Source organism: Motilimonas cestriensis (assembly GCF_021295315.1).
GTDB lineage: Bacteria > Pseudomonadota > Gammaproteobacteria > Enterobacterales > CBDFNC01 > Motilimonas > Motilimonas cestriensis.
The window spans coordinates 18,182-44,500 of record NZ_JAIMJA010000018.1; the positions used below are offsets into that span (position 1 = coordinate 18,182).

Genomic DNA, 26,319 nt, shown 5'->3' on the forward strand with positions numbered 1-26,319 from the left:
ATTTTTACCATGGCAACTCCACATATTAATGCAAACCCAGGTGATTTCGCAGAAACTATTTTAATGCCTGGCGATCCACTGCGTGCCAAGTTCATTGCTGAAACTTATCTAGAAAACGTAACCCAAGTAACTGACGTCCGTAATATGTTGGGCTTTACTGGCGAATACCAAGGTAAACGTATTTCAGTCATGGGCCACGGCATGGGCATCCCGTCTTGCTCTATTTACACCCACGAGTTAATCAGTGAATACGGTGTTAAAAACATCATTCGCATCGGCAGCTGTGGCGCGATCAGCGAAGAAGTAAAATTAATGGATGTGATTGTTGCCATGGGCGCGAGTACTGATTCAAAAATTAACCGTATGCGCTTTAAAGATCACGACTTTGCCGCGATTGCTGACTACAACATGTTAGAAAAAGCGGTGAATAATGCTCGCGCACAAGACGTAAAAGTACGCGTTGGTAATGTTTTCTCAGCCGACTTATTCTACACACCACAACCAGAAATGTTTGATGTAATGGAAAAGTACGGCATTCTTGGGGTGGAGATGGAAGCTGCAGCCCTTTATGGTGTCGCCGCTGAATTAGGCGCTAATGCCCTTTGTATTTTAACCGTGTCTGATCATATTCGTCGTCATGAATCATTATCAGCTGAGCTAAGACAAACGTCATTCAACGACATGATGCAAGTCGCGCTAGCAACGGCCATTGAGCTTTAAGGAAGTATAATGTCAAATCAATTAGAACAATTAAGCCGTTTTACTTCGGTGGTTGCCGACACAGGCGACATTAATGCCATTGTGCAATTTAAACCAGAAGATGCCACCACTAACCCATCTTTAATTTTAGGTGCGTCTAAGTTACCTGAATATGAAGCCGTTTTTAGCCAAGCGATTGATTTTGCAATCGAGCAAGGCGGCTCAGAAACTGAGCAAGTTAATGCCGCGAGCGATTTCTTGGCGGTTAGTATTGGCGCTGAAATTGTAAAACAAGTGCCAGGCTTAATCTCAACCGAGGTTGATGCGCGCTTGTCTTACGACACCCAAGGCAGCATCGCCAAAGCAAAACAGCTGATTGCACTTTACGAGAGTAAAGGCATTGATAAAAGCCGCGTATTAATTAAGTTGGCTTCAACTTGGCAAGGTATTAAAGCGGCTGAGCAGTTAGAGCTTGAAGGTATTCGCTGTAACTTAACGCTGTTATTCTCATTTGCGCAAGCCCAAGCCTGCGCCCAAGCCAATGTCTATTTAGTGTCTCCTTTTGTTGGCCGTATTTACGATTGGTATAAAAAGCAGAACGGCGTTGAGTACACCGCTGACAATGATCCCGGCGTGGCGTCTGTTACTAAAATTTACCAATTCTACAAGCAATATGGCTATCGCACCGTGGTAATGGGAGCCAGCTTTAGAAATGTGGGTCAGATCATCGCGCTAGCCGGTTGTGATAAGTTAACCATTGGCCCGGGCTTACTGACGCAATTAGAGCAAAGTAATGAAACTGTCAGCGAAAAGCTATCTGCAGATGTGGCAGTAGAGCCAAAACCAACGCCGCTAACAGAAGCCGATTTTTATTGGCAACACAACCAAGATCCCATGGCCGTTGAGAAACTGGCAGAAGGCATTCGTTTATTTGCCGCTGACCAAGAAAAATTAGAAGTGGTGATCCGCGAGCGTCTTCAAGCTCGTCACTAACTACCCTAGCCGCACTTACTGAGGTAATAAAAAATGAAAAGAGCCATTATATTAGTTGCTGATTCTTTTGGTATTGGCGCTGCAGATGATGCAGTGAAATTTGGTGACCAAGGGAGTGATACCTTTGGTCATATTGCTCAGCAATGTGCGGCAGGACATTGTGATAACGAACACCGCAGTGGCCCATTACACCTGCCAAACTTTGAACGCTTAGGTTTAGGTTTGGCCGCACTAGGTTCAACCGGACAGCTACCAGCTGGTTGCTCGGGTAAACCAGAACTCATTGGTTCATACGGTTATGCCGCAGAGCTTTCAACAGGCAAAGACACACCGTCTGGTCATTGGGAAATTGCTGGGGTACCAGTATTGTTTGATTGGGGCTACTTCCATGAAAAAGAAAACAGCTTTCCAGTTGAGCTATTAGACAAAATTGTCGAGCGCGCTAATTTACCCGGCTACTTAGCAAATTGTCACGCGTCTGGCACACACGTGTTGGATGATTTTGGTGAAGAGCACATGGCAACAGGAAAACCGATTTTTTATACCTCGGCTGACTCGGTATTTCAAATTGCCTGCCATGAAGAAACCTTTGGCCTAGAGCGCCTACTCGAGCTTTGTTTGATTGTGCGTGAAGAGCTAGAGCCATACAACATTGGTCGTGTTATTGCGCGCCCATTTGTTGGCCCGGCAAAAGGCGAATTTGAACGCACCGGTAATCGCCGTGATTATTCTCTTGAGCCACCGGCGCCAACGGTGTTGGATAAGTTAGTCAACGAGATCCAAGGTGACGTAATTTCAGTGGGTAAAATTGCGGATATTTATGCGCATTGTGGTATCACCAAAAAGACCAAAGCAACCGGCATTGGTCCGTTACTCGATGCAACGTTAACAGAGCTGAAAACCGCGCCCGCTAATAGCATTGTCTTCACCAATTTGGTTGACTTTGATTCAGCCTACGGCCACCGACGTGACGTAACTGGTTATGCACAAGCACTGGAATATTTAGACCAACGATTACCTGAAGTTATCGGTGCTATGCTGCCTGACGATATTTTAATTATCACCGCTGATCACGGCTGCGATCCTACTTGGCCAGGTACAGATCATACCCGTGAGCATATTCCCGTGCTGATTTACGGCAAAAGCCTGAGCCCAAGAGACTTGGGTAAAAGTGAAACCTTTGCCGATATTGGTCAGACCTTAGCCAGTTACTTTGGCCTGTCTAAGATGGATTATGGCGTGAACCTGCTTTAATCCAATTTACCGATTTATCTTTTTACCGTTTATTTGTTATACCCATTTTTTTTGTGTTACTTCCCTTTTTGCCAGTCTGTCCATTGACTGGCTTTTTTTTGGCCAAATTTCGTCCTTTACTGGCTACCTCTGTATGAATACCTACTATTACTTACAAACAATCTTTAGCTTTGGCGATTTTTTCAGCTTATCGGAGCCAATAACGATTAAAGCAATATAAGTAAATCAAGAGCAACAACACAAACGGTAAGCATCTTAAAATTTGAGTAATATCTACGCTAAAAATGTGAGGCATGGTGGGAATCGAGGGTTGTATTTCAGGCATATTGCACGGGTGATTTACGGACAAGCACTCAGTGTAGTGCGTGGTCCGTTAACAGGATTATTTTAGTGAGATTGATTACCAACTCAGTAAATAATTCTGTTAAATACCCCTTAACCCAGATTAGGCGTAAGCCAGCCGTCACCGACAGCACAATGATTAACTAGATAATAAAAGGAACCACCATGGCAGCATTAATGAGTTTAATAGGGATAGGTGCATTGCTCTTAATTGCATATCTCTTAAGTGACAACAAAAAAGCAATTAACTTTAGAACCATTTTGGGGGCATTTGCCATTCAAGCGGGTCTAGGTGCTTTTGTACTTTACGTTCCATTTGGTAAAGATGTATTAGAAAGCATCTCAGGTGGTGTTCAAGCGGTTATCGATAGTGCGCAAGCCGGTATCAACTTCTTATTTGGCGGCCTCGTCAGCAATAAGATGTTTGAAGTATTCGGTGGCGGTGGCTTTGTGTTTGCCTTCCGTGTACTGCCAATTATTATCTTTTTCTCTTCATTAATCGCCGTGCTTTACTACCTTGGCGTGATGCAATGGATCATTAAGCTAATCGGTGGTGGTTTACATAAAGTACTTCGTATTAGCCGTCCTGAAGCCATGTCTGCTACTGCAAACATCTTTGTTGGCCAAACTGAAGCACCATTAGTTGTGCGCCCTTTCATTCCTAAAATGACCCAATCTGAGCTATTCGCTATTATGGTGGGTGGTTTAGCGAGTGTTGCTGGGTCTGTATTGGCTGGCTATGCAGGTCTAGGTGTTGAGCTTAAGTATCTAATTGCCGCTTCTTTCATGGCAGCCCCTGGCGGTTTGTTAATGGCTAAAATGATGAAGCCAGAAACGCAGCAGGTTATCGACAACATGGATGACGCGATGGCTGAGCAAGAAGATAAGCCAGCTAACGTGATTGACGCGGCGGCATCTGGTGCATCTTCAGGCTTGCAACTGGCGCTTAACGTGGGCGCAATGCTACTGGCTTTTATCGGTCTTATCGCGCTAATGAATAGCTTTGTCGGCTATGTTGGTGGTGTGTTCGGCCATGATAACTTCACCATTCAATTAATCTTAGGTTACGTGTTTGCACCTGTTGCATGGCTTATTGGTGTGCCATGGGCTGAAGCGGTTACCGCAGGTAGCTTCATCGGTCAAAAACTAGTGCTTAACGAGTTTGTAGCTTACATCGATTTTGTTGGCGTACGTGATACGCTTTCAATGAATACGCAAGTTATCGTTACCTTCGCATTATGTGGTTTTGCTAACCTTTCATCAGTAGCGATTCTACTAGGCGGTTTAGGTACGATGGCACCAACACGTCGTCATGACATTGCTAAGTTAGGTGTTAAAGCCATTGTTGCTGCGTCATTAGCCAACTTAATGAGTGCAGCGTTAGCGGGTCTGTTCTTCGCTTTATAAGTGATAGAAGCTGCCTAACTAAAAGTACATTTAATAAAAAAATCGGCCAACAGGCCGATTTTTTTATTTCTTAAGTTTCACTGACTTTAGCTGGTTATTCCCCTCTTCCCTTTTCTTCTCTAATATCAGCAAGTGTTGCCGAGGTTGCTTTTAGTAATCCGTCACAACTTAACCCGAGATCAAGTCCGCGTTTTCCGCCACTGATATACAGGGTTTCAAGGCCAGTTGCAGAGCTGTCTAAAAAAGTAGCTAGACGCTTTTTCTGGGCTATCGGGCTAATCCCGCCGACGATATAACCCGTTACTCGCTCGGCATGAACCGGATCTGCCATTACCATCTTTTTAATTTTGGCCGCTTTAGCCAACGCTTTTAAATCAAGTAAGCCAGCCACAGGAACAATCGCAACAACGAGTTTATTTTTATCCGTTGCGTCACAGGCTAATAGGGTCTTAAATACTAGGTTTTGATCTAATCCCAACTTTTCAGCGGCTTCTTTACCAAAGTCATTATTGGATTTGTCATGTTCGTATTCATGGATTTCATAGGGAATGTTTTGCTTTTTAAGCCATCGAACGGCTGGTGTCATGTTAGATCCTTTGTTGGTTGAACTTGTTGATTCGTGTTTCTTGTGGGACCTGAGCTTGCTCAGGGAATTTGTGATATTCGCAGAGCAAGCTCTGCCTACAGCTAAACTTGGCTTCAAAGAGCTAAGCTGGCGAAAAGTGCACTAGCTTATATTATTTAAGGTCTGTTGATCTTTGGTGGTTAATTTTTGTTCGATAGGGGACACCTTGTCTAAAAGCGTTTTGAGCGAGGCGAGCAGTGTGTAGCTTAGTACTCTAAGTAAATACTGCTCAGCGACGCGCAAAGCGCTTTTAGCCGAATTCTTTGGGCTGCGTTTGTTGCTCATTTCTACTGCGTTAGCACCTTTTTGCGTAGGTGACTATGCCGCAAAGTCTCTGCCTTGTATAAATACCCAACAAATCGCTGAAAAACAAGCTCAAAAGATCAACAGACCTTAGTCATCTCCCAAAAACATATCTTCATCTTCCGTTTCTGAGAATAGCTCATTACTCTGTTCATCAAGGCTTATCACTTGATTATTCTCATAATAAACTGACGTTGGTGCGGAATAATTTGGCACGTTGTCATAGCTAAACACAGAATAATACTTAGCAATTTGACTATTACCAAATCGGTCAACGGTATACTCGTCTTTACCGCCATAAATTTTAACGCCATCTGCAGGTGATTTGGGCGGATGAAATCGATTTCGTACCACAAATGAGCCCACAAAATCTGGGTGAACTGGATTCTTCCACGTGAGTTTTAATGCTTTATTCTCGCTAATAATGTTCAAATCACTGGGCGGATCGAGCGGAAACTTACGTCGTTCGATGGTGTTGATCACCAGTTTTGCCTGCTGTGCATGATCTATTGAATACCAATCTACCAAGACATTTTTCGATTGAGATGCAGCAGTGGCGCGAATAATAAAATAAAACGCTTTATTCTCACTATGTAAGCGCTCAAGCGCTAGCCGGCTATAGCTATCAAAAATAAAAAACTGTTTTGCTTGTTCGCGCAATTGTTCAATGCTGACTTCGTAACCAATGTATTCAATTTTTTCACGTTGCTTTACACTTGAATAGTCAACATCATTTAGCTCAACCAATTCAATAGTAAAGCGAATATCTTTACCGCCTAGTTTAGCATCACTTAATTTATGATTAAGTACTAAGTAGGCTTCAGTGATCACAGTCGTATCAGGGTCAGGTAAAGCATCAAGCGCAAATGCCATCTGGCCATAAATGATTTTACCTTGTGGGTCAAAACCGGCAGCCAGCTTACCCTCAACGACCCTATCAGGATAAATGGTATGTAACGAATCAGGCAGCATTTCAATTGTTTGCTGCTGTTTACTGTAAATCAATTCCAGATAGGGCCGATAATGTAACCCACTGCCAAAAGGACCAAAGCCAATATCAAATTGCATCATCTGCGAGTCATTACCCAGCGGTAAAGTAGTCGGCCCTTGGATCCGTAATAATAGGTATTTTTTTACGCTAAGGTTTTCTTGTTGCTGACAGTGCTGTTGTAATCGTTCTCGCTCAACCCCGTTAAAGGGCCAGTGGCTCCAAATCCCTTGGGTTAGTTTATCTGACTCGATAGTATGACCTAAACTAAACAAACTGGGTGCTGATGCAATCTCAGTGAAATCATAAATATCAGCAATTTGGTGGGCGTCGAGAATATCAATTGACCAATGACCATATTTTTCAATTTTTGCGGCAACACGATTCATCGGATACAAAGCAAACCGGGCAATCTTAATGTTGGCACCTTCAGGCAAATTAGTTAAATCAAACCGCACTAACCCATAACTGATCCCTCGTTTTTGATTAACGCCTATAAACATTGAGTTATAACCGAAATGTTCTTTATTTTTATTAAGGTAGTTGGCGCCTAAATAGCCAACTTCTGCCTTACTTGGAAACACAGTTAATGAAAACTCATCATTGGCGAGTAGGGTTTTTAAGCGGATTTCGGGGCTAAAAGGTGATTTGATTTTACTGATTTTATCTACAGCGCGAATATTATAGTAATAACTTTTACCACTGCTTAATTGCACATCAGTAAATAATGTTGATTTAGTAATCGCCACTAATGTCTGCTCATTACATTGGCTTTTGCTACTGTCGCTGCGATAAATTTCAAAATATAAGTCATCATTAGCAGGCGGAAGCCACTCTAAGGTCACGCTATCAACACCAATTTTGTTGATGGTAAACCCTTCTACTCGCTTGGGAGCAAGGCTAGAGTAATTAATCGCTTCGCTCAGTGCGTAAAATAACGCGGGAATATTTTCATCGACACTTTGTGCCATGTTCTGCATATAGTCAGGAATATTACGGGTGCCAACCTCTACCACCACCGCTAATATTCCCCGTGCATAATAATACTCTCGGCCGCTGCCTCTAATTAAATTAGCAGGCGGCTTACCACGATGAATACCGTATTGCCGACCTGTTACTTTTTTGATTTCACAGTTCATATTAGCGCACAGCACATTAAGGTCGGTGCCTTCTATCTCAACCTCATGGTTAAACTTGTGTGCAGGGAAAAACACATTACCTTGAGAATGGTAATCAAGTGCTATCGTAATATTTGGATGGGCTTCAACAAACCCTTTAATCGCTTGAGTTTCTGGCTCAGAAAAAGCATGTGGTCCCGAATAAGTCGTACTATTGGCATCTACCTGTTTACGAAAATGAGAATCAAAATTTCGATTTAAATCAACACCAAATGAACCGTCACCATTGTCACGACGATTTTTACGCCAAAACGAAAAGTGATTACGCGAATATTCAAAACCATCAGGGTTAAGACAAGGCACAAGGTAGAGGGTGTTACGCGTCAGGGCAGCCATTAACTTTGGATTAAATCTATAATTATCAATAATATATTTAACAAATTTAATTGCTAACTCATTTCCAATCCATTCTCTGGCATGAATTGTACCAGTGTAAAGCAAGGCAGGCTTTTGATCGGCATAACTCACATCATTAGAAATGGTGGCTAACATAATGGGCCGCTGTTCCCAGGTTTCACCAATGCTTTGTAGGCGTATCAAATTTGGATGCTGGCTCATGGCCTCTTCTAAAAATGTCAACGTTTCTTGATACGAGGCGTATTGAGTTTTCATAAATGAACCCGTTTGAATGGAAAAGCAAAGGGAGCGTTGGCATTGCAGTTTTGCACAATACCACGCTCCCATGTAAGGCGTTATAGCTGTTGGTTGTAATGCTGCCAGTGGCTAGTGATTAGTTTGAGCTTTTTATCTTTCACATTCTTAATGCTGCATAATTTCTGTGGGTCATGAGTCAACGCATCCACAACGCCTTGGATCCCTAAGGTGGCGATAATTTCAGATGCCATTTTTTCACCTATACCTTTAATACCAGTGAAAAAACTCATCAACGAATGGTGAGAGATCACTTTCTCATTGCTAGTATTTTCTTGCTCTAACGTTTCGCAACTTTCGTCTTGGCTAACGGCAATATTCTGCAACGGAAATGACTGATGATGGTTTATTTTTACATTGTCTTGGAAATTCCAAACACAACTGGGCCACTCTTCAATCCTGCCCTGCTCTACTGCAAGCAATGGGTAGCCTTGATCGTCGAGTTGCTCAAATAGCTCATTACCATCGCAACTTGGCGTATATTTACCAAAACTAATATGGCGCATAGTACGCAATAATTGTGGGTTAATTTTCCCCAATTCTTCCCAGTTCCACATTGGAAAATGCGGTTTACTAAACAAGCCTTTTGAATACTTCCACATCAGATATTGACCAATCCAATCGCGAATATACGGAAAAGCCGCAAAAGCGGTGGCACATTCCAAAATATAGATTTTACCGTTTTTACCCAATGCAATATCACATGCCCAATATTCTGCTTTGGCGGCTTTTGATGCTTTAACCGCCAGATTAAGCACACTTTTGGGCACGTTTTGATAATCCATGCTGCCACCTTGGCTTGTATTGGTCAGCCATTCCCCCTCAGGAGGCCGACGCCAAAAAGCACATACAGGTTTATGACCAATCAACATCACCCGAATATCCGCCTCCATGGGCACAAAATCTTGGACATACACAGGGTAGTATTTACGCTTATTCAGAAGCTTGCTGGCTTCATCATAGCTGTCCACTTTATGCACAAAATAACCGCCATAATTTGAAGGGCCAAATGAGCGTTTAATGATCTTTGGATATTGTGTTGTCTTCAAAAATTGTTCTGCGCGCTCAGGTACATAAAAAATGTCAGTCGCAGGAACGGGTAAATTATATTTATGACAAAAATGCGTGACGTTTTCTTTTGATTTGTTGGCAAACTGCGCATCAAGTGACGGCACAAACTCAACCTCGGGTAACGCTTTTGCTATTTCTCTGAACGTTTCATAAGCGGTAGCAGGAATATTACCGATCAATACATCAATCTGTTTCTCCTTGATCTCAGCGATTAAACGCTCTTTATCTTTACCCCAACGGTAGGTAACTTGCTCAATTTTATTGGGCCAGCCTTTAAAGTTAGACTTATCAAAAAAACGCATTACATGATTCAAATATAAAAAACCCAATTTGGGCAACGAACGATTCACTTTCATTAGTTAGGCCACCTTAGCCTGTGCCACGTGTACGGTGCGGTCAATTAAATTAACGATGGCATCAATTTTCTTTTGATTAAAATTAAGGCCCAATTTTTCTTGCTCAGGGGTCGCAAACGCGGGAATACCATTCACTTCCAGCACGACAAATTTCTCTTGTTCGCGATCGTATATGATATCTACCCCAGCTATCTCCAAACCGCTGATAGCCGCGGCTTTTAATGCTAAGGTGACCACCTCGTCACTAGGCTCGCGCACAAACACACTGCCACCACTGCTAATATTGGTTTTCCAGTCATCTTTGCGGGCTCTGCGACCATAACAGCCGATATATTGACCATCGACAATATCGACACGGTAATCGGTGTTGTCATAATCAATAAAGCGCTCTAGGTAGAGATACTGCAGAGCGGAGTCAGCTAAAAACGGCGCTAACATGTCTAATGCTTGCTCACCTTCTATTTTTACTATGCCAGCACCGCCCCAACCGTCTGTCGGCTTGTAAATGATCCTCCCTCCCCAATCGCGCATCGCTTGTTTTAATCCAGCAAGATCACTTTTATGGCATAAGCGAAAATCCGCAGTTGGAATACCGTGGCTATGCAGCAAATAGGAGGTTTTGAACTTATCTTCAGATAATGCAAAAGCGGCGTAATTATTAATGGTGGGAACCCGTTGGCTGATAGCTTCGTATAAGTACACTTGATACGGTGATTGTTGGCCAGCGTTGTAACTGAAAAATAAACTGAGATCTTCCATCACCACATCATGACAGATAATTTGGCCTTGATGTGAGTAAGCGTCACGCAAGTTTAAATTACTCACACTTGTAATATTACGCTGCTTCAGCGCCTGTACTATTTTTGCTTCAACCTCTGCACCACCACCATTTTCATATAACCAGAGCCCGACATTTGCTGTTGCCATTATTTTTTCCTTAGAAGGTCATTGTTCGGTACTGCTTAATCAAAGTGATTATAGTCATTCTTGTGATGTTATTTTGACAAAACAATAAAAACACTAATAATTCATAGAAGTTCAAGAAATAAGTCATCAAACCGCCGCCTTTTTGTAAGAAATTTATACTTAAATAGTAAAGTTATCATTCATACAACGCCCTAAGGATAGATTTAACTCATGATGCATGAAATTGATTTTTATGAACTTTCTGAAATAATCAATCTAAACTCTCACAGTGGAAATAAACAAGGGATTGATGATAACGCTGAAATTTTTAAAGCATGGATGTTACCCCTAGGTTTTCAGTGTCAAACCTATCACCGTGAAACCATTGGCAACCATTTATTATTCAGCTCTGTAAAAGTACCTGGGCCAAAAGTGCTGTTGCTCGGGCACTTAGATACCGTGTTTCCAGAGGGCACTTTTGAAGGTTTTCAGCAAGATGAGGAGTGGATATACGGCCCAGGAGTGTGCGATATGAAAGGCGGGAACTTTATTGCACTTAATGCCCTTCGACATGTTAAAAATGAACTAGGTAAGGTGTTCAATATCGACATGTTATTAGTCAGTGATGAAGAAACTGGCAGCGATGACAGTAAACATTTATCAGCATCTTTAGCTGCTAATTATGACTACTGTTTTGTTTTTGAAGCGGCTGGAAAGAATCATGAGGTAGTTATTGGCCGTAAAGGGGTCGCTACTTTTACCATTAATTTAACCGGTAAGGCCGCACATGCGGGCAATCATTATCAGAGTGGCATCAACGCTAACTTAGCAGCGGCCCATATGATTATTGCTCTTACTGAGTTAACAGACCTGAGCCAAAAAACCACCGTGAATGTGGGTAAAATAAGTGGTGGTATCGGCGCTAATACTATTTCTCCCACCGCGACACTTGTTGTCGAAGCCCGCTTTGCCAATAATGATGAAAAAATGCGATTACTTGAAAGCATAGCGCACATCATCGATACCCCAAAAGTGGCTGGCATCACCGTTAACATCAGTGGAGGTGTGCAGCGTGATGTAATGGCGCCAAGTAAGGGGCAAAGCACGTTAGTTAAACAAATTAGCAAGGTAGTTGGTTACCCAATTTTAACGGAGTTCCGCGGTGGCGGTAGTGATGCCAATATCATGTCAGCAGCAGGGCTTATCACCCTTGATGGTTTTGGCCCTTACGGGGATGGCGACCATACCAGTGCGGAGCGAGCAGAAAAAGCCAGCTTTGTACGGCGTATCGATGAGATGAGTAAAATATTACTTTACTTTTGCCAGCAAGCTTTAGCAAAAAAGAAAAAGCAGATATCTAGCTTGAATTGTGGCTAATAACGGTGTTACGAAACAAGACCCTAAAGAGGGTCTTGTTTCGTGTCGAGTCTATTTTAGTTGTGATTATTAGTTTTACTCAGCCCAGTTATTACTTCACTGGGCCAAGTCATCACATAGCGAAAGCAATACAATAACTGCTTATTTTGTTACAGGTGGCAAGCTATCAAAATAGCTAGCGTGGCCGTTAACAAACTTGCTGCCTTGAGTGCGGTCCCAGTTAATTGACCAAGTCATCACACCACGTAAGTTATTGTAGCCTTCTGGGTTTTGCAGTACGTATTTACCGCCAAAGCTCTTACCTGAAATCAGGTAATCCATTGCTTTTTGGGTATCCGATACGCTGACAAAACCGCCCGATGGCGCAGCTGCTGGGATAGACGGTAAACCAATCGCTACTTGATCAGCACGTAAACCTGGGAAGAAGTGATCGCCGACTTTAAAGCCAGTTAACATCATTTCAGTCATCGCCACGATGAAGTCAGGTGTACCTTGACCGTATGCTTGTCCATCTAGTGCGTTAATGCTACCGGTGTTGTACAGCTGTACATGGATAACTGTTAACTCATCACGTAGTGCGTGGATAATCGGCAAGTAAGCACCTTCTAATGGGCCGTAAGCACGGTAACCACTTTGCACGTAAAGCGTTTCCGGCGCCATAGACAAGATTAAATCACCGTTAAAGTGAGCAATAATGTCTTTAACCGCGCGGATCATGTTCACTGTAGTTGGCGTGGTTGGGTTACGGAAGTCTTTATCGTCGCTATTTAGCGCCAATGTTGAACCACCTTCAAGGTCAATGTCCAAACCATCAAAACCATAGTTCTCAATCAACGCAATCATGCTTGCAGTGAACTCTTCACGTTCAGCGTCGGTTTTCAATTTCACGTGCGCATTTGCACCACCGATAGAAATCAACACTTTTTGGCCACGCGCTTGGACAAACTCAATGTCTGACTTCATTTGCGCTTCACTGTGACCTAGCTTAGTTTGAATTTCCAAGGTCATGTCTGATTCGCTGCCACGTTTCGGCTCAGCAAAGGAAACATTGATAATGTCCCACTCTGGCGATACTTCAGGAAGTAGCGGGAAGCCACTGCCATTTTCAAAGTTATGCCAGTAACCAATCACAGCGCGATCAGCTAAAGGAGGAATACTCGTCGCTTTAACTGTTTTAGTATCTTCTGCAGAATTACCTTTACTGTCGGTAGCGACTACTTTAACTAAGTGATCACCGTCGGTCGTGAATGTCATGTTATAGCTGTATGGATAGCTCGTATCACTACCAATCATTGCGCCATCTTGATAGAAATCGACTTTAGAAATAGCAGCAGGAATTGACTCAGCTGACACTTCGATTGCAACCACTTTACCTGTGTTTACTTTACCTTTGCTCGGCGCAGTAATGTCAACCACAACTGGTTTATCACTTACTTTAATGTTACTTAATGCCACGCCCACTAGGTTTTTACTGTCTGTAGCCACGGCTTTAAGGGCAACATTACCTAAGTCCATTGCTTTGTATGACACGGTAAACGGCGCATTAGTGTCTGTACCAATGGAAATATCATTTGCGAAAAACTCAACACTGGTAATGACTCGGTTAGCATCAGTTGATTTCGCATTAACCGCTACATCGATTAAGCTACCTTGTAAATGTGCACTGCCTTGAACAGGCGCAGTAAAGGTCACATCAGTCACTACCGCTGGGCACGCTTTTACTTCTGCCCAAGCATCTTGCCATGCACTGCCTACACCTGGCTCATAATAGAAGCCTTGGTCAGATGAACACCAACCACCAATGACACACTCGTAACCTTTTTCATTATTTTGCACAACATCGCCAGCAACATAAGACGTACCCGCGACATAAGCAGGCTCATCACATACGCCAGAAGACGGTGGTTGCGTTGGCTCTAATGTTGGCTCAATAGTGGGCTCTTGAGTAGGCGGTAAGGTCGGCTCAATAGTCGGCTCTTGTGTGGGTGGCGTAGTTGGCTCCGTGGTCGGCTCTTGAGTAGGAACGGTGCCATCACAGCCAATTTCATTCCAGAACCAGTTACCGCCAGCCGCTGGCGTTTCCCATGGACCCGGATTGTTTTTCGCTTCAAAGCAGCGATCGTTATAACTGACTTGGTCGCCGTTACTAACACGGGTCGTGCCCGGTACCCAAACAATCATACCAGCAGGTGGTTGGGTTGGCTCAATACTTGGTTCGGCTGTTGGCTCAGTTGTGGGGGTAACAGAGGGTTCAACTGTCGGTTCAACCGTAGGCGAAGTGCCACAGCTTGTTGCTGACCAAAACCAAGAAGTGGCCGTTGGGGTTTCCCAAGTACCGGGATTGTTTTTAGCTACATAACAGCTGTTGTTGTAAATCACTAAATCACCATTAGTGACTTTTGTTTGTCCGGCTTGCCACTGAATAGGCTCAGCCGCCATTGCTTGCGAACTAACGCATGCACCGATCACCAAAGAGGCGATGGTCGATAGTTTCATATTCATTGTATTCATCCTGAAATTGTTACAATAAGATCCTTTATTGCAATTTCATCATAAATCAAAATACCTGAACTGTACCAATTGCGTAGGGAAAAATTGGATCAGATTCAACTTTTTGATGTAAAACAGCGCAATTTACCAACGCAAATGCATGTATTTAATTAGCGTTTGCCTACAATCAACAACAAAACAAATTGGAAATATCATGGACACTTGTATTATTCGCTGTCCACACTGCAGCGTTAAAAACCGTATCGCAACCAACAAACTTGCGCAGCAGCCGCAGTGTGGTAAATGTAAAACCAACTTATTTGCCGGGGTGCCTGTCGAGGCAACCAGCGATAACTTCACACACCTTATAAACAGTGGCATCCCCGTAGTGGTTGATTTTTGGGCGAGCTGGTGCGGACCTTGTCAACAATTTGCGCCGGTATTTGCACAAGCGGCCAAAAGCTACGAAGGCCGCGCTATTTTTGCCAAAGTGAACACCGAAGTAGAAACGCAATTAGGCAGTCAGTATCATATCCGCAGCATCCCCAGCCTAATGGTGTTTAAAAATGGTAAAATGGTGCAACAATTAGCAGGCGCCCTGCCCGCTGGCCAATTCACTCAATGGCTAAACCAAGAGATCTAATCTGTTTTAGTAAATTGGTTATTACTGGTCTGGTAAAACCAACCATGGTTGTTCAAACGCAGCTCAAGCTGCGTTTTATCCATTTCATAACGTTGGCAAAAGTCTTCTAATTGATCACCTTCATCACGTAACTTCATATTAACAATGCTGAGTAGCATATTAACGTCCATGGTTAAGTAGCGACTAAAATTCATAAACCTCTCCAAAGGGGCAATGCAAAACTACATTATCAGCTTTCATCATACTGCCCGTAAAGTGGTTAATCATCGCTAAGTGATTGCATTTTTTGACACTGCTGACGCATATATAGACTGGCGCCAGTTAATAACAGAATGAGCGTGAATATAGCAGATAGGTGCATATTGTATGCAGGCTCCGGTAAGCCAAAACCCGCATTTAATATCAAGGGGGGATTTACCTGAGTGTGTCGAGCAGTTGTTGCTGAAGTATTTTTATACCCTGTCTCGTTTGCAGTAAGGGCCGCTCCCACCGTACTGGCCATTGCCCAACCAGAGTGAGATAAAGCTAAATTTAGCTGTTCCTCTAGGTTGTTAGCCACCTCTAGTGGCTCAGAAAAAGTCGCCGCTTTTAATGGTTGCAACAAATTCGTTAAAAATAACAACAGTAAGGTAATGAGCACGCTGTTTAGTATTGTTTTGCCTAATTGATATTTCATAGTTTCCTTCCTCATTGACGGTGAATGAGAACATTACAGCAATGAAAAAGGGTTATTAGATGGTTAAACTGAGGCAAATTAGAGTGCAATTATGGCAAATCATGTCGCATATTCTGCCCAATTGTGAAAAGTTACTTATTATTAGTGCATAAGTATTGATATTGCGGCACGCTCAGATTGCATTAAGGACCCCTTTTACTTATTATTCTGAGCAGAAATTAGGAAGTAGCACTAGCTAAGGAAAATAATGAAAAACTATAAAATTGCATTACTTGCAGGTGACGGTATCGGCCCAGAAGTAATGAAGGAAGCGGTAAAGGTACTTAAGTTAGTAGAACAACGTAATAAAGACGTTTCTTTTGAACTAAACGATGTACTATTTGGTGCAGCGGCCTATTTTGCAACCGGTAAATCATTCCCTGAAGAAACCATTAAGGCCTGTGATGAAGCGGATGCCATCTTAAAAGGCACCATTGGCTTAAGCCATGAAGAGTCGAAGAAGATCCCAGTTGATGAGCAACCAGAGCGCGGTGCATTACTGCCACTACGTCGCCGTTACAACACCTACGCGAACTTCCGTCCAGTGTATTTACCAAAAGCCCTTTCTCACTTCTCGCCGCTTAAGCAAGAAGTGATTGGCGAAGGTATTGACATTATGATCATCCGCGAGCTGGTGGGTGGCTTGTACTTTGGTCACAAAGAAGTCGGCGTTAACGAAGACGGCAAACGTTATGTACGCGAAGTACTGGAATACGATGAAGACCAAATCCGTCAAATCATCGTAGTTGGCTTTGAAGTTGCGCAAAAACGTAAGAAAGTATTGCACAACATTCACAAATCAAACGTGCTTAAATCATCTGTTCTTTGGAACGAAATTGTCGATGAAGTTGCAGTTGACTTCCCTGACGTTGAAGTGAAAAACATCTTAGTGGATGCTGCCGCCACTTACCTATGCCTAAACCCAGCACAATTTGATGTGATGGTAATGGAAAACATGTTTGGTGACATTCTAAGTGACCAAGGGGGCGGTATTCTTGGCTCTCTTGGCCTAATGCCTTCAGCATGTAAAGGTCCTGAAAAATCTTACTACGAGCCTTCTCACGGCAGCGCGCCAGACATCGCAGGCAAAGGCATCGCCAACCCTTACTCTATGATAGGCTCAGTGGCATTAATGCTAGAAATGAGCTTTGGTATGGAGCAAGAAGCGAAAAACCTTTGGGCAGCAATGCAAAGCGTTTTTGCTGCAGGCTTCTCAACGCCTGATCTGTCAAAAGACAGTGAAGCGACCTTAATCAGCACTGAGAAGTTCGGTGATATGGTATGTGCCGCATTAGCTGAAATGCCAGTGGCATAATTTTGCTTAATTAGTATTCTAAAGCGCACCTTCGGGTGCGTTTTTTCTTTATATTAACATTAACCTTTATTAATAATTGACAAACAGCCGCTTACTTTCTACCTTGTGCAATATAAAAACTAAGCGTTTAGTAAAGCGCTACAAAACCGCACAAACATAATAATATTTTCAGCTCTCCAGCCTCTTGGTACTTAGCCAACTTTATATATTTTTGGAGTTATACAGTGAAACCTTTCTTAGCCGCGTTTGCGTCGATATTACTGACCCCAGTGGTGAGTGCGAGCCCGCAACACAGTTTTCCCAGTGAATGGAAAATGCAAACCGATGCATCAACCGTCTCTTTACGTGGGGAGAACTATCAAAAATTGATGCATTATGATACTTGGCTAGACAATCGTCATTTTGAAGCAGCCAAGCAGCAAATCACCATGGCCGGTGAATCGCGTGTTGATCAACAACTCACGCACAACTGGCAGCAGCTGCAGCAAGTTAACTTTTCTTTAGCCAGCGCAGAGAACCGCCAGCTGTTTGCTAATGCCTTGCTTTATGTATATCGCTACAAAGAATCGATGAAACAAGTTGGTGTCGACTGGTTCTTTCAACCTGACTCCAAGAAAAAGCAAAAAGTCACTTTGTTGGAGGATAGCGACCAAGCGAAGGCTCTTAATCAGGCGCTAAAGTTGAATCAATTAGCGACTTTTATTGAACAACAGCAATCCCATTTTGATCAATTCCAGCAAATGGCGGCGGTAAAAGATCACTTCAATACACTAGCCGATGTTAGCTGGCCCATGGTTACCGAGCCAGTGCGAGTAGTAAGAGATAACGATCCACTGCAAAGTGCTGAGCAAATTATTGATATTCTTACCCTACTCGGTGATATTTCAGCCGAACAGGCACAACAACTAAAAGATTTACATTTAACTTATTTGTCTGCTGAACTGCAAGAGCATATCCGAGTGTTTCAGCGCCGTCATGGCTTATTTGTCGATGGCATAATAGGGCCAAAAACTTTAGCTTGGCTAAATGCTTCAATCGAAAAGCGTCAACAATTGTTAGCGCTCAATATGCTTCGCTTATCGTTATGGCCTGAAGACAAAAAAGGCATCGTGGTGGTAAACGTACCCGCCTTTGAAATGGATGTATGGGTCGATGAAAAGCGCGTGTTTGAAACGCGTGTTATTGTTGGCCGCCCTAGTCGCCAAACGCCAATCTTTATAACCCGACTCGACTCTATTGTGTTTAATCCAGGCTGGAACATTCCAGTGACGATAATGCAAGAAGACATCATTCCTAAAGCCAAGCGTGATGAAAATTACTTACCCAGTAAAGGCTACCAGGTATTGCAAAATTGGAGTGCCGACTCGCCAGTGATCCCGCCACAAGAAATCGATTGGCAAGCGGTTAATCCAAAACACTTCCCGTATCGGATGCGTCAACCGCCGGGTAACAGTAATGCTTTAGGTCGATATAAATTTAATACCCCTAATGACATGGCGATTTACTTACACGACACCCCGGGTAAATCGCTTTTCAATAGAGAAAACCGTTCTCTCAGTTCTGGCTGTGTCAGGGTTGAGCACGCAGGTAAGTTTGCAGAAAAATTGCTGACATTGTCGAAGAAAAATCCAAAAGACTTTGAGTATCTGCAAAAAAATGAAGGCGAAATTAAAACCAAAGCTATTTCATTACGCTTAAAACTGCCTGTTCATATGATTTACCAAACAGCGTGGGTCGACGAAACCGGTAATGTGAATTTCAGAAGTGATATTTATGATTTCGATCAGCCAGTTATCGAAACAGATATTCGCCAAACGGTTCGCAATTCGCAAAAGACGGTCGCAAATTTATAATAATTTGACGGTGCAACCCTCACAAAATACCCCAAAGGGTCAAACATTGATTTGACCCTTTTTTGTACAACCGTTATGGTGACCGGGCTTGGAACGCCTCATACTTTTCTAATACGGATATAATCCTTCTGTAAAGTTTGTTGCTAAATATTGGCAACATAATTGCTTTCCACGTTTTACCCATTCCATAACAGTTGAGTAGTATTTATGGCTTCGATAAATCGTAGACAATTTTTAGCATTAGGCGGCCTAACTGCTGCTTCAACCTTATTACCTAATCTTGCTTACGCAAGTAAAACCGTTACGCCAAGTAACCGTATCTTGACCCTTTCAAGTGTTCATACTGGTGAGTCTGCTCGCTGTGAATACTTCAACGGCTCACAATATGTTCGCGAAGGGCTACTAGAACTCAATCACATTTGTCGAGACTTTAGACAAGACCAAGCCACCATGATGGACGCAAGGTTATACGACAAGCTCAACGCAATTCGTCTTAAGCTTAATGTAAATGATGCGCCCATTAAAATTATTAGTGGTTATCGCTCACCTGCAACTAACAAAATGTTGCGCAGCAAATCAAGCAAGGTAGCGAAGAAAAGTTTTCACATGACAGGCCAAGCAATTGACTTCTTTATTGAAGGTGTACCAATGAAAGATGTACATAAAGCGGCCATGTCATTGCGCTCTGGTGGGGTCGGCCGCTACCGCGACTTTATTCACATTGACACTGGCCCAACTCGTGCTTGGGGTTAGTATTAAACCATAAACAGCGACAAAGCGCTTAGCCAAGCTGATTGGCTAAGCCTTATCGCTAACTATTACTACTTGGATTTGCTCTGTGATTCAGCGCTGAGTTTAGTTTGAATAAAATCACTGTGTTTTAGATACAGCAAATCCGCAATTTTGCGAATAATATAGTCTTCAAACGGGTCAAGCTGATTATCAGCATACGCCACTAGCCACATACCTTTGACGAAACGTACGCGCTGCTCGTAATTTAGCTGATCTTTTAATACCGAAGTAAAGGTTTGCATCGACACCGACTTATCTTGCTGTAGCTGCGCTTTAAGTAACAAAGTTTTTGCTTCTTCTTCATTTAAATCAAAGCCTTTCATCAGCATGTACTCAATCTTTTGTTGCTCTGCAACGGACATTTCACTGTCGGCTTGTCCTACCTCAGTCAACAAAACAGCCACCGCGAGTTCAATATCAATCACCTCGGTTTTTTCTTCTACTTTTAAATCAGCAAAAAAGCTTTTTAATGCAGCAATCATAATATTCCTATTTTTAACAAGGCAATGCTGGCTGTTCATCCAACCTGTTCCAGCGCGATCATCGCGCTACCAAAACCCCAAACTAACAATAAACCAATAACAAACCGCCTATCTAGCGCAAGTCGACTATAATTGGTTTTGACTAAACGCTTGTTTTATTTAACTACAAGGACACTTCCTATGTGGTCAGACATCTGTAAAAACATCAGCAGCACACTCAACCGAGAATTTGTACCCATAGAAAAAAAACCACTGCTAAACGGTAACATTTCCCACACCTATCGATTAAGCAGTGCTAATGAGCAGTTTTTTGTCAAAATAGACGAGCTCGATAAACTCGAACTGTTTGCTTGTCAGGCCGACAATCTAAACCAAATCAGCCAAAGCCAATCAATACAATGTCCAAAAGTGATTTGTTATGGCACCACTAGAGCCTTTAGCTATTTGGTACTCGAATACTTTAACTTTTCCTACGCTAAGGATCAAAGCTGGCATGCCACGGGTGAGCAAGTAGCGCGGCTGCATCAATTCGGTGAACAAAAAATGTTCGGTTGGGACACCGACAACTACATCAGTGCCTTAGTACAACCTAATCGCTGGGCTAAGCGTTGGTCTACTTTTTTCTCAGAGCAGCGTATTGGTTGGCAATTAGAGCTTGCCCTAGAAAATGGCATGGCTTTTGGTCATATCGACTCAGTGGTAGAGCAAGCACATCAAGTATTAATCCATCATAAACCTACCCCTAGCTTACTTCATGGTAACTTGTGGCTGGGTAACATCGGCTTCCATCTAGGTGAACCAATCGTCTTTGGCACCGCAAGCTATTGGGGAGACCGCGAAGCTGAAATCGCCAGAAGCCGATTACTGAACGCATTTCCTGAGCCATTTTATCAGGGTTATCAACAAGTATGGCCGCTGGCCCATGACTATACAGATCGAGAACTGATCTATCAGTTATACTATCTATTAACCTTATGTAATCAGGATGGCAGCGACCATCAACTAAAAACTGAAATGTTGGTTAAACGTATTATGTTGCTCTAACCAACTATACGACTTAGAGGTGTAGCATGATCAACTTTTATGAAGCATCAATTACCTGCCCTATTTGTGGCAATAACACCGACGTATCTCTCGACGCCAGTAACGGGGATCAAGACTTTTACGAAGATTGCCGTCAATGTTGTCACCCCATTCATATTCATTTACACACCAACGAGCTGACAAATAGACTAGAAGTAATCGTTAATTCAGATGATGATTAGTTCTTCAGGCTGATATCTTTGACATAAACCAACATTAAAACAGAATTTATATTCATTTTTATGTTTTCCATACCTTGCTAGTTGAATTCTCAACGCATTACATTTATTGTGCCCGGCCTGCTCACCAGCCCTACTTATATTTATTATTTTGATATATAGCAGAATGGTCAGCTCAATAACTCTAATAATATAAAATTATTAACTGTTCGAGGTTTCCTTTGCAAAAACAACTAGGCATTGCATCATTAGTCGCTTTAGTCATTAGCACTATGATAGGGGCTGGTATTTTCAGCTTGCCACAAAATATTGCGGCTGGCGCTTCCGCCGGTGCGGTTAGCATCGCTTGGTTGATTACAGGCGTGGGCATGACAGGCTTGGTGCTAGTGTTCCATTTTTTGGCCAAAGTAAAACCTGAGCTGCAAGGCGGGATTTTTGACTATGCCAAAGCTGGATTTGGCGATTTTATGGGCTTTAACTCCGCTTGGGGTTATTGGATCTGTAACTTATTGGCTAACGTATCTTATGCTGTGGTGTTTTTCGGCGCGCTAAGTATTTTCACCGACACCACCGATTGGGTATTGTTCGGCGATGGCAACACCGTTGCTGCCATTATTGGCGCGTCTATCTTAGTCTGGACCATGCATTTTTTAGTTCTTCGCGGTGTGCAAGTCGCTGCGGCAGTCAACATCGTTGCCACTATTGCTAAATTACTACCGATTATCGTATTTATTGTCGCGGTGATCTTAGCCTTTCAATATGAAAAGTTTAGCTTCGATTTTTGGGGAGACGCCAGCCCAGCGTTAGGCAGTGTAATGGATCAAGTTAAAGCGTCGATGATGGTGACGTTATGGGTATTTATTGGTATTGAAGGCGCGGTGATCGTATCTGGCCGTGCCAAAAAACGCAGTGACGTAGGTAAAGCCACGATCATTGCACTGATCTGCGCCCTCACCCTATACATTATGGTAACGCTATTTACCTTTGGTGTTATGACACAACCTGAAATTGCTGCTTTGCATAATCCATCCATGGGGCAAATTTTGGCGCACATCTTAGGTCCTTGGGGGGCTAAATTTGTCAGTGCTGGTTTAGTGGTTTCAGTATCGGGCGCACTACTTAGCTGGACAGTGGTATCGGCTGAAGCGCCATTTGTTGCCGCTAAATCGGGGTTGTTTCCTCGTTGTTTTCGCCGTGAAAACAAAAATGGCTCGGCCTCATTTTCACTATGGGTATCAACGCTATTAGTACAGTTTTTCTTGATCATGACACTGGTCCAAGAAAGCACTTACCTTGCGTTAGTTTATATTGCTACTTCTGCGGTACTGCTACCTTACTTATTAGCCGCCGCCTACGCCGTCAAACTGGTCGTCACCCAACAAAAACGTGAGCACAAGGGCAGTTTATTCATAGCCATCATTGCCACCGTTTACAGTTGTTGGTTAGTCTATGCCGCAGGCTTAGATTCGCTACTACTTTGCGCACTATTATATGCACCCGGCATCTGGGTATATCGTAAAGCCAAAAAAGAAGCCGGTGAAAGCTTCTTAACCAGCCACAAAGAAAAAGCCTTCGCGGGTTTACTTATTTTTATGGCGTTAACAGCTTGCTACATGATAGCCACTGGCACCATCAATCTATAACAGCACAGCCTGTTGACGAAATAATGACAAACTCAGTTTGATGTTAACTTACCAAGCTGAGTTTTTTGTTTAATGCCCATCCGCTCAAAAACAACCTAGATAAACACTGTTGTTATCAAACTCCCAATGGTAACCTGCTGCAAAATAAATCAAATTTCCACATTAACAGGCAAATATGAGCATTATTGTATACTTGGTTTTGGGGGCCTGCGCAGGACTAATAGCAGGCTTATTTGGTCTGGGCGGCGGTGTTATCATCGTCCCTGTGCTTATTTTTGCATTCGGATTACTCAAATTTCCTGCCGATGTATTAGTTCACTTAGCCGTTGGTACTTCCCTTGCCACTATCATTATTACCTCAAGCAGCTCAGTATTAGCCCATCACAAACGCAGAGCTATTTCTTGGCCTGTGGTTAAGCAAATGAGCATTGGTATTATCATTGGAACTTGGCTAGGCGCGTTTGCCGCTGACTATATCTCAGGCCCCGCATTACAAAAACTCATTGGTGTATTTTCGTTATGTGTAGCATTACAAATGGCGCTCAACCTCAAACCGAGCGCCGCACGTAAGCTTCCCAATAAATGGGGACAAAGTGTTGCAGGCACCATTATTGGTAGCATATCGTCTTTATTTGGCATTGGTGGTGGCTCTCTCTCGGTACCTTTTTTGTCTTATTGTAGCGTCGCCATGCCAAATGCCGTGGCTACTTCATCCGCCCTTTCCTTGCCTATCGCCATTTCCGGCACCTTAGGGCACATATACTCTGGCTGGAATAGCACGCAATTACCTGAATACAGTCTTGGTTACCTCTATCTACCGGCATGGCTGGGTATTATTTTAACCAGCGCTTTGTTTGCCAAATTAGGGGCTAAGCTGGCCCATCAACTGCCGCCAATCGTTATGAAACGCTTATTTGCCACCATCTTAACGCTGGTGGCCATTAAGTTTTTATTCTTCAGTTAGCGGGAAATTTAATAACAAGCTTGGCGCAACGCATAAAAAGACATCGCCATTAAAAACGAAATGTACAACAAAAAAACAAATTGATTTAAAAACCAGCATTCAAACAAAAATGACAGATTAAAGATTGAAATGACCTGTCCGTTAGGTAATAATCCACACCGTTGCGAAAGCAATGAATCAATGGTGACCCTAGGGTCCTCTCGCATTGATACTCCGTGAACTCGGCCAGGACCGGAAGGTAGCAACCGCAGCGGATGACTCAAGTGCCGGGATGTGGCTTTAGGGTTACCACCCAACCATATTAGTGGGTGTATCACCATACCCATAAGCTGTAATAACTCCCCCATAAAGTGAAAAATTTGAACTATAAGCTGTAATAGCCTATGTTTTATTTGTAACTTTACAACATTCGGGTGTGTTATGTATGTCCGTAATCTTCGTAAACCGTCCCCAGTAAAAAATCTTTTTCGTTTTGCTAGCACTAAATCAAGTGAACTGATTATGTGTGAGAGCAGCCTAGAATTTGATGCTTGTTTCCACCTTGAATACAACGAAGATGTCCTCACCTTTCAAAGCCAACCCGAATTATGTATTCTTTTGAGGGTAAAGAGCTTCCCTACACACCTGACATGCTCATCACCAAACACGACTCAACCCTTTGTTTTCATGAATACAAACCATTTGCTAAAGCTTGTTCTCCCCTGTTTCGTGAAAAGTTTTTAGCGAAGAAGTAACGATACCAATAGCCTTTAACGCATTATTTCAAGTGGGCTTGTTGTATCAAGACAGGCTGTTTTAGTCGCTAAAAACCGACTAAATTGCAATTTTTTATGGGGTTTCATCAGGTTAATATCATAGCCATCGAGAAACCAATTCAGCTGTTGCCCCGTTAACGTCACCAGCTCATCAGGGCATTTTGGCCACTTAAATTTATCCTCGGCCAAGGCTTTGTAATAGAGCACAAAGCCATTATCTTCCCAGAACACACATTTGATTTTGTTGCGCTGCTTGTTGGTGAACGCATAAAGCTCGCCACTGAAAGTTGTTCTGGTCAAATTCTTGTAATCGGGTAGCTGGGAGCCCTCACCCCTACACCACCCACCATGCGTCTCCCCAATGAACAGCCCAAATTCATTTTGGGCAAAACCGAGTTATCAACCCGATAGCCACCCAGACATAAAGCCCTATAGCGCTCAATCTAATTGTGATTGTCCGGATTCAAAGAGCGGTGATATCCCTGACAATCCTCTGACGCTTTATAGTCTGTGCCATTCGTTCTAACATCTATAAATTTAGTGACATTTCCTAGGGTTGGTTCCTGAATGAGGAAGTCTCGACTATTAAAATAGACCCCGCCCTTGGATTTACAAAAGCTTAAGATAAACTCGCCTTTGATTATATCTTTCTGAAACTTACTCATAGATGACACATAGATTAATATTTCTATCACTTCACCTTTTTTGAGGTCGCCCTTAAAAACATCCGTCACCTCTGCTTTCACTATATAAGGTATCCAGCCAAAAGAGATGTATTGGTAATATTTCTTATCCCCTCGTGTTACTTGTTGGCTTTGTAGCAAAGCCGAATAATGTGTATCGACATAATTAGGTTCAACCCAGATGGAGTATTTAGATATTGAGCCCTCTCGTATTTGAGGTGATGTGCTTGGTTCAATTGATGGGCTACAGGCACTTTCTTGTGTCGTCATATTTCCAGCCTCATCTTCACAATGGTGCAGCTCTTCAGAGAAAGCGAAACTAGAAACAAAGAAGGCAAGTAACAGCAATTTATTCATTAATACACCTTAGCTTTTATAACCTACTGATTATTAGACGTTAACGGCAAACCCATCGCAAGCATTTTCTTTGACAAATAATTTACATGAAGCCACAAGGGTCACTTCGACCCAAGGAACGGATTACTAAACCGCGGGAGTAATAATCTGAGGGCTATCTGCGGCTATATTTATGTCGTTGCGATAATGGTTTGAGATAAAACATCTGACCAATA

General features: G+C 42.9%; 23 protein-coding genes and 1 other RNA gene. 14 read left to right on the top strand and 10 right to left on the bottom strand.

Going from position 1 to position 26,319, the window contains the following annotated elements; genetic code table 11:
- The first annotated feature begins 9 nt into the window (after positions 1-9).
- The 4 genes from deoD to K6Y31_RS16145 all read left to right on the top strand — a co-directional run bounded on the left by deoD (position 10) and on the right by K6Y31_RS16145 (position 4,695).
- Positions 10-720 carry a purine-nucleoside phosphorylase gene (deoD, locus tag K6Y31_RS16130; RefSeq protein WP_233053971.1) on the top strand — a complete coding sequence of 237 codons (711 nt, stop codon included), beginning with the start codon at positions 10-12 and terminating at the stop codon, positions 718-720.
- Between the two features lie 9 nt (positions 721-729).
- Entirely contained in the window at positions 730-1,692 is a 963-nt protein-coding gene (gene tal, locus K6Y31_RS16135) for a transaldolase (RefSeq protein WP_233053972.1), read from the top strand.
- A 33-nt stretch (positions 1,693-1,725) separates the two neighbouring features.
- Positions 1,726-2,946: a phosphopentomutase gene (locus K6Y31_RS16140; protein WP_233053973.1), complete on the top strand. Its 1,221-nt coding sequence runs from the start codon at positions 1,726-1,728 to the stop codon at positions 2,944-2,946.
- Between the two features lie 507 nt (positions 2,947-3,453).
- A complete protein-coding gene (locus K6Y31_RS16145) occupies positions 3,454-4,695 on the top strand; it encodes a NupC/NupG family nucleoside CNT transporter (protein WP_233053974.1) in 1,242 nt (413 codons plus the stop codon).
- Between the two features lie 94 nt (positions 4,696-4,789).
- Here the strand turns inward: K6Y31_RS16145 and ybaK are convergent, their stop codons facing one another.
- From ybaK to K6Y31_RS16170, 4 genes are all read right to left on the bottom strand, one after another.
- Entirely contained in the window at positions 4,790-5,281 is a 492-nt protein-coding gene (ybaK, locus tag K6Y31_RS16150) for a Cys-tRNA(Pro) deacylase (protein WP_233053975.1), read from the bottom strand.
- Between the two features lie 432 nt (positions 5,282-5,713).
- Positions 5,714-8,401 (bottom strand): M14 family zinc carboxypeptidase, encoded by a 2,688-nt coding sequence (locus tag K6Y31_RS16160; RefSeq protein WP_233053976.1) that lies wholly within the window; start codon positions 8,399-8,401, stop codon positions 5,714-5,716.
- Positions 8,402-8,481: 80 nt separating this feature from the next.
- Positions 8,482-9,867, bottom strand: coding sequence for an ATP-grasp domain-containing protein (locus tag K6Y31_RS16165; protein WP_233053977.1), 1,386 nt, complete (start codon positions 9,865-9,867; stop codon positions 8,482-8,484).
- A 3-nt stretch (positions 9,868-9,870) separates the two neighbouring features.
- Positions 9,871-10,794, bottom strand: a complete 924-nt coding sequence (locus tag K6Y31_RS16170) for an ATP-grasp domain-containing protein (protein WP_233053978.1) — start codon at positions 10,792-10,794, stop codon at positions 9,871-9,873.
- A 210-nt stretch (positions 10,795-11,004) separates the two neighbouring features.
- On the opposite strand from K6Y31_RS16170, the gene K6Y31_RS16175 reads away from it, so the two are divergent.
- The gene (locus K6Y31_RS16175) at positions 11,005-12,150 is read left to right on the top strand and encodes a M20 family metallopeptidase (RefSeq protein ID WP_233053979.1); all 1,146 of its coding nucleotides are present in this window, start codon (positions 11,005-11,007) and stop codon (positions 12,148-12,150) included.
- Positions 12,151-12,291: 141 nt separating this feature from the next.
- Here K6Y31_RS16175 and K6Y31_RS16180 read toward each other — a convergent pair whose 3' ends face one another.
- Positions 12,292-14,652: an Ig-like domain-containing protein gene (locus tag K6Y31_RS16180; RefSeq protein WP_233053980.1), complete on the bottom strand. Its 2,361-nt coding sequence runs from the start codon at positions 14,650-14,652 to the stop codon at positions 12,292-12,294.
- 202 nt (positions 14,653-14,854) lie between these two features.
- On the opposite strand from K6Y31_RS16180, the gene trxC reads away from it, so the two are divergent.
- A complete protein-coding gene (gene trxC / locus K6Y31_RS16185; protein WP_233053981.1) occupies positions 14,855-15,283 on the top strand; it encodes a thioredoxin TrxC in 429 nt (142 codons plus the stop codon).
- Here the strand turns inward: trxC and K6Y31_RS16190 are convergent.
- Both K6Y31_RS16190 and K6Y31_RS16195 read right to left on the bottom strand, forming a co-directional pair.
- A complete protein-coding gene (locus K6Y31_RS16190; RefSeq protein ID WP_233053982.1) occupies positions 15,280-15,477 on the bottom strand; it encodes a DUF4250 domain-containing protein in 198 nt (65 codons plus the stop codon). The two genes, trxC and K6Y31_RS16190, sit on opposite strands and share 4 nt — an antisense overlap.
- Before the next feature lie 65 nt (positions 15,478-15,542).
- The gene (locus tag K6Y31_RS16195) at positions 15,543-15,959 is read right to left on the bottom strand and encodes a hypothetical protein (protein ID WP_233053983.1); all 417 of its coding nucleotides are present in this window, start codon (positions 15,957-15,959) and stop codon (positions 15,543-15,545) included.
- Between the two features lie 247 nt (positions 15,960-16,206).
- Between K6Y31_RS16195 and leuB the strand changes: the two genes are divergently transcribed.
- The 3 genes from leuB (at position 16,207) to mepK (ending at position 19,919) form a co-directional block, all read left to right on the top strand.
- Entirely contained in the window at positions 16,207-17,313 is a 1,107-nt protein-coding gene (gene leuB / locus K6Y31_RS16200; protein WP_233053984.1) for a 3-isopropylmalate dehydrogenase, read from the top strand.
- Positions 17,314-17,537: 224 nt separating this feature from the next.
- Entirely contained in the window at positions 17,538-19,166 is a 1,629-nt protein-coding gene (locus K6Y31_RS16205; RefSeq protein ID WP_233053985.1) for a L,D-transpeptidase family protein, read from the top strand.
- Between the two features lie 207 nt (positions 19,167-19,373).
- Positions 19,374-19,919 (top strand): peptidoglycan L,D-endopeptidase MepK, encoded by a 546-nt coding sequence (gene mepK, locus K6Y31_RS16210; RefSeq protein WP_233053986.1) that lies wholly within the window; start codon positions 19,374-19,376, stop codon positions 19,917-19,919.
- Between the two features lie 68 nt (positions 19,920-19,987).
- Here mepK and K6Y31_RS16215 read toward each other — a convergent pair whose 3' ends face one another.
- Positions 19,988-20,440 (bottom strand): tellurite resistance TerB family protein, encoded by a 453-nt coding sequence (locus K6Y31_RS16215; RefSeq protein ID WP_233053987.1) that lies wholly within the window; start codon positions 20,438-20,440, stop codon positions 19,988-19,990.
- Positions 20,441-20,620: 180 nt separating this feature from the next.
- Here K6Y31_RS16215 and K6Y31_RS16220 point away from each other — a divergent pair, with 180 nt between their 5' ends.
- From K6Y31_RS16220 to ffs, 5 genes are all read left to right on the top strand, one after another.
- Positions 20,621-21,484 (top strand): fructosamine kinase family protein, encoded by an 864-nt coding sequence (locus K6Y31_RS16220; RefSeq protein WP_233053988.1) that lies wholly within the window; start codon positions 20,621-20,623, stop codon positions 21,482-21,484.
- Between the two features lie 26 nt (positions 21,485-21,510).
- A complete protein-coding gene (locus tag K6Y31_RS16225; RefSeq protein ID WP_233053989.1) occupies positions 21,511-21,705 on the top strand; it encodes a CPXCG motif-containing cysteine-rich protein in 195 nt (64 codons plus the stop codon).
- 218 nt (positions 21,706-21,923) lie between these two features.
- Positions 21,924-23,345, top strand: a complete 1,422-nt coding sequence (locus K6Y31_RS16230) for a basic amino acid/polyamine antiporter (protein WP_233053990.1) — start codon at positions 21,924-21,926, stop codon at positions 23,343-23,345.
- Between the two features lie 175 nt (positions 23,346-23,520).
- Positions 23,521-24,309 (top strand): sulfite exporter TauE/SafE family protein, encoded by a 789-nt coding sequence (locus K6Y31_RS16235; protein WP_233053991.1) that lies wholly within the window; start codon positions 23,521-23,523, stop codon positions 24,307-24,309.
- Positions 24,310-24,498: 189 nt separating this feature from the next.
- An RNA gene (gene ffs / locus K6Y31_RS16240) (signal recognition particle sRNA small type) lies at positions 24,499-24,595 on the top strand.
- 463 nt (positions 24,596-25,058) lie between these two features.
- Here the strand turns inward: ffs and tnpB are convergent.
- Both tnpB and K6Y31_RS16250 read right to left on the bottom strand, forming a co-directional pair.
- Entirely contained in the window at positions 25,059-25,364 is a 306-nt protein-coding gene (gene tnpB, locus K6Y31_RS16245) for an IS66 family insertion sequence element accessory protein TnpB (RefSeq protein ID WP_233053992.1), read from the bottom strand.
- 143 nt (positions 25,365-25,507) lie between these two features.
- Positions 25,508-26,104, bottom strand: coding sequence for a hypothetical protein (locus K6Y31_RS16250; RefSeq protein ID WP_233053993.1), 597 nt, complete (start codon positions 26,102-26,104; stop codon positions 25,508-25,510).
- Positions 26,105-26,319 lie beyond the last annotated feature (215 nt).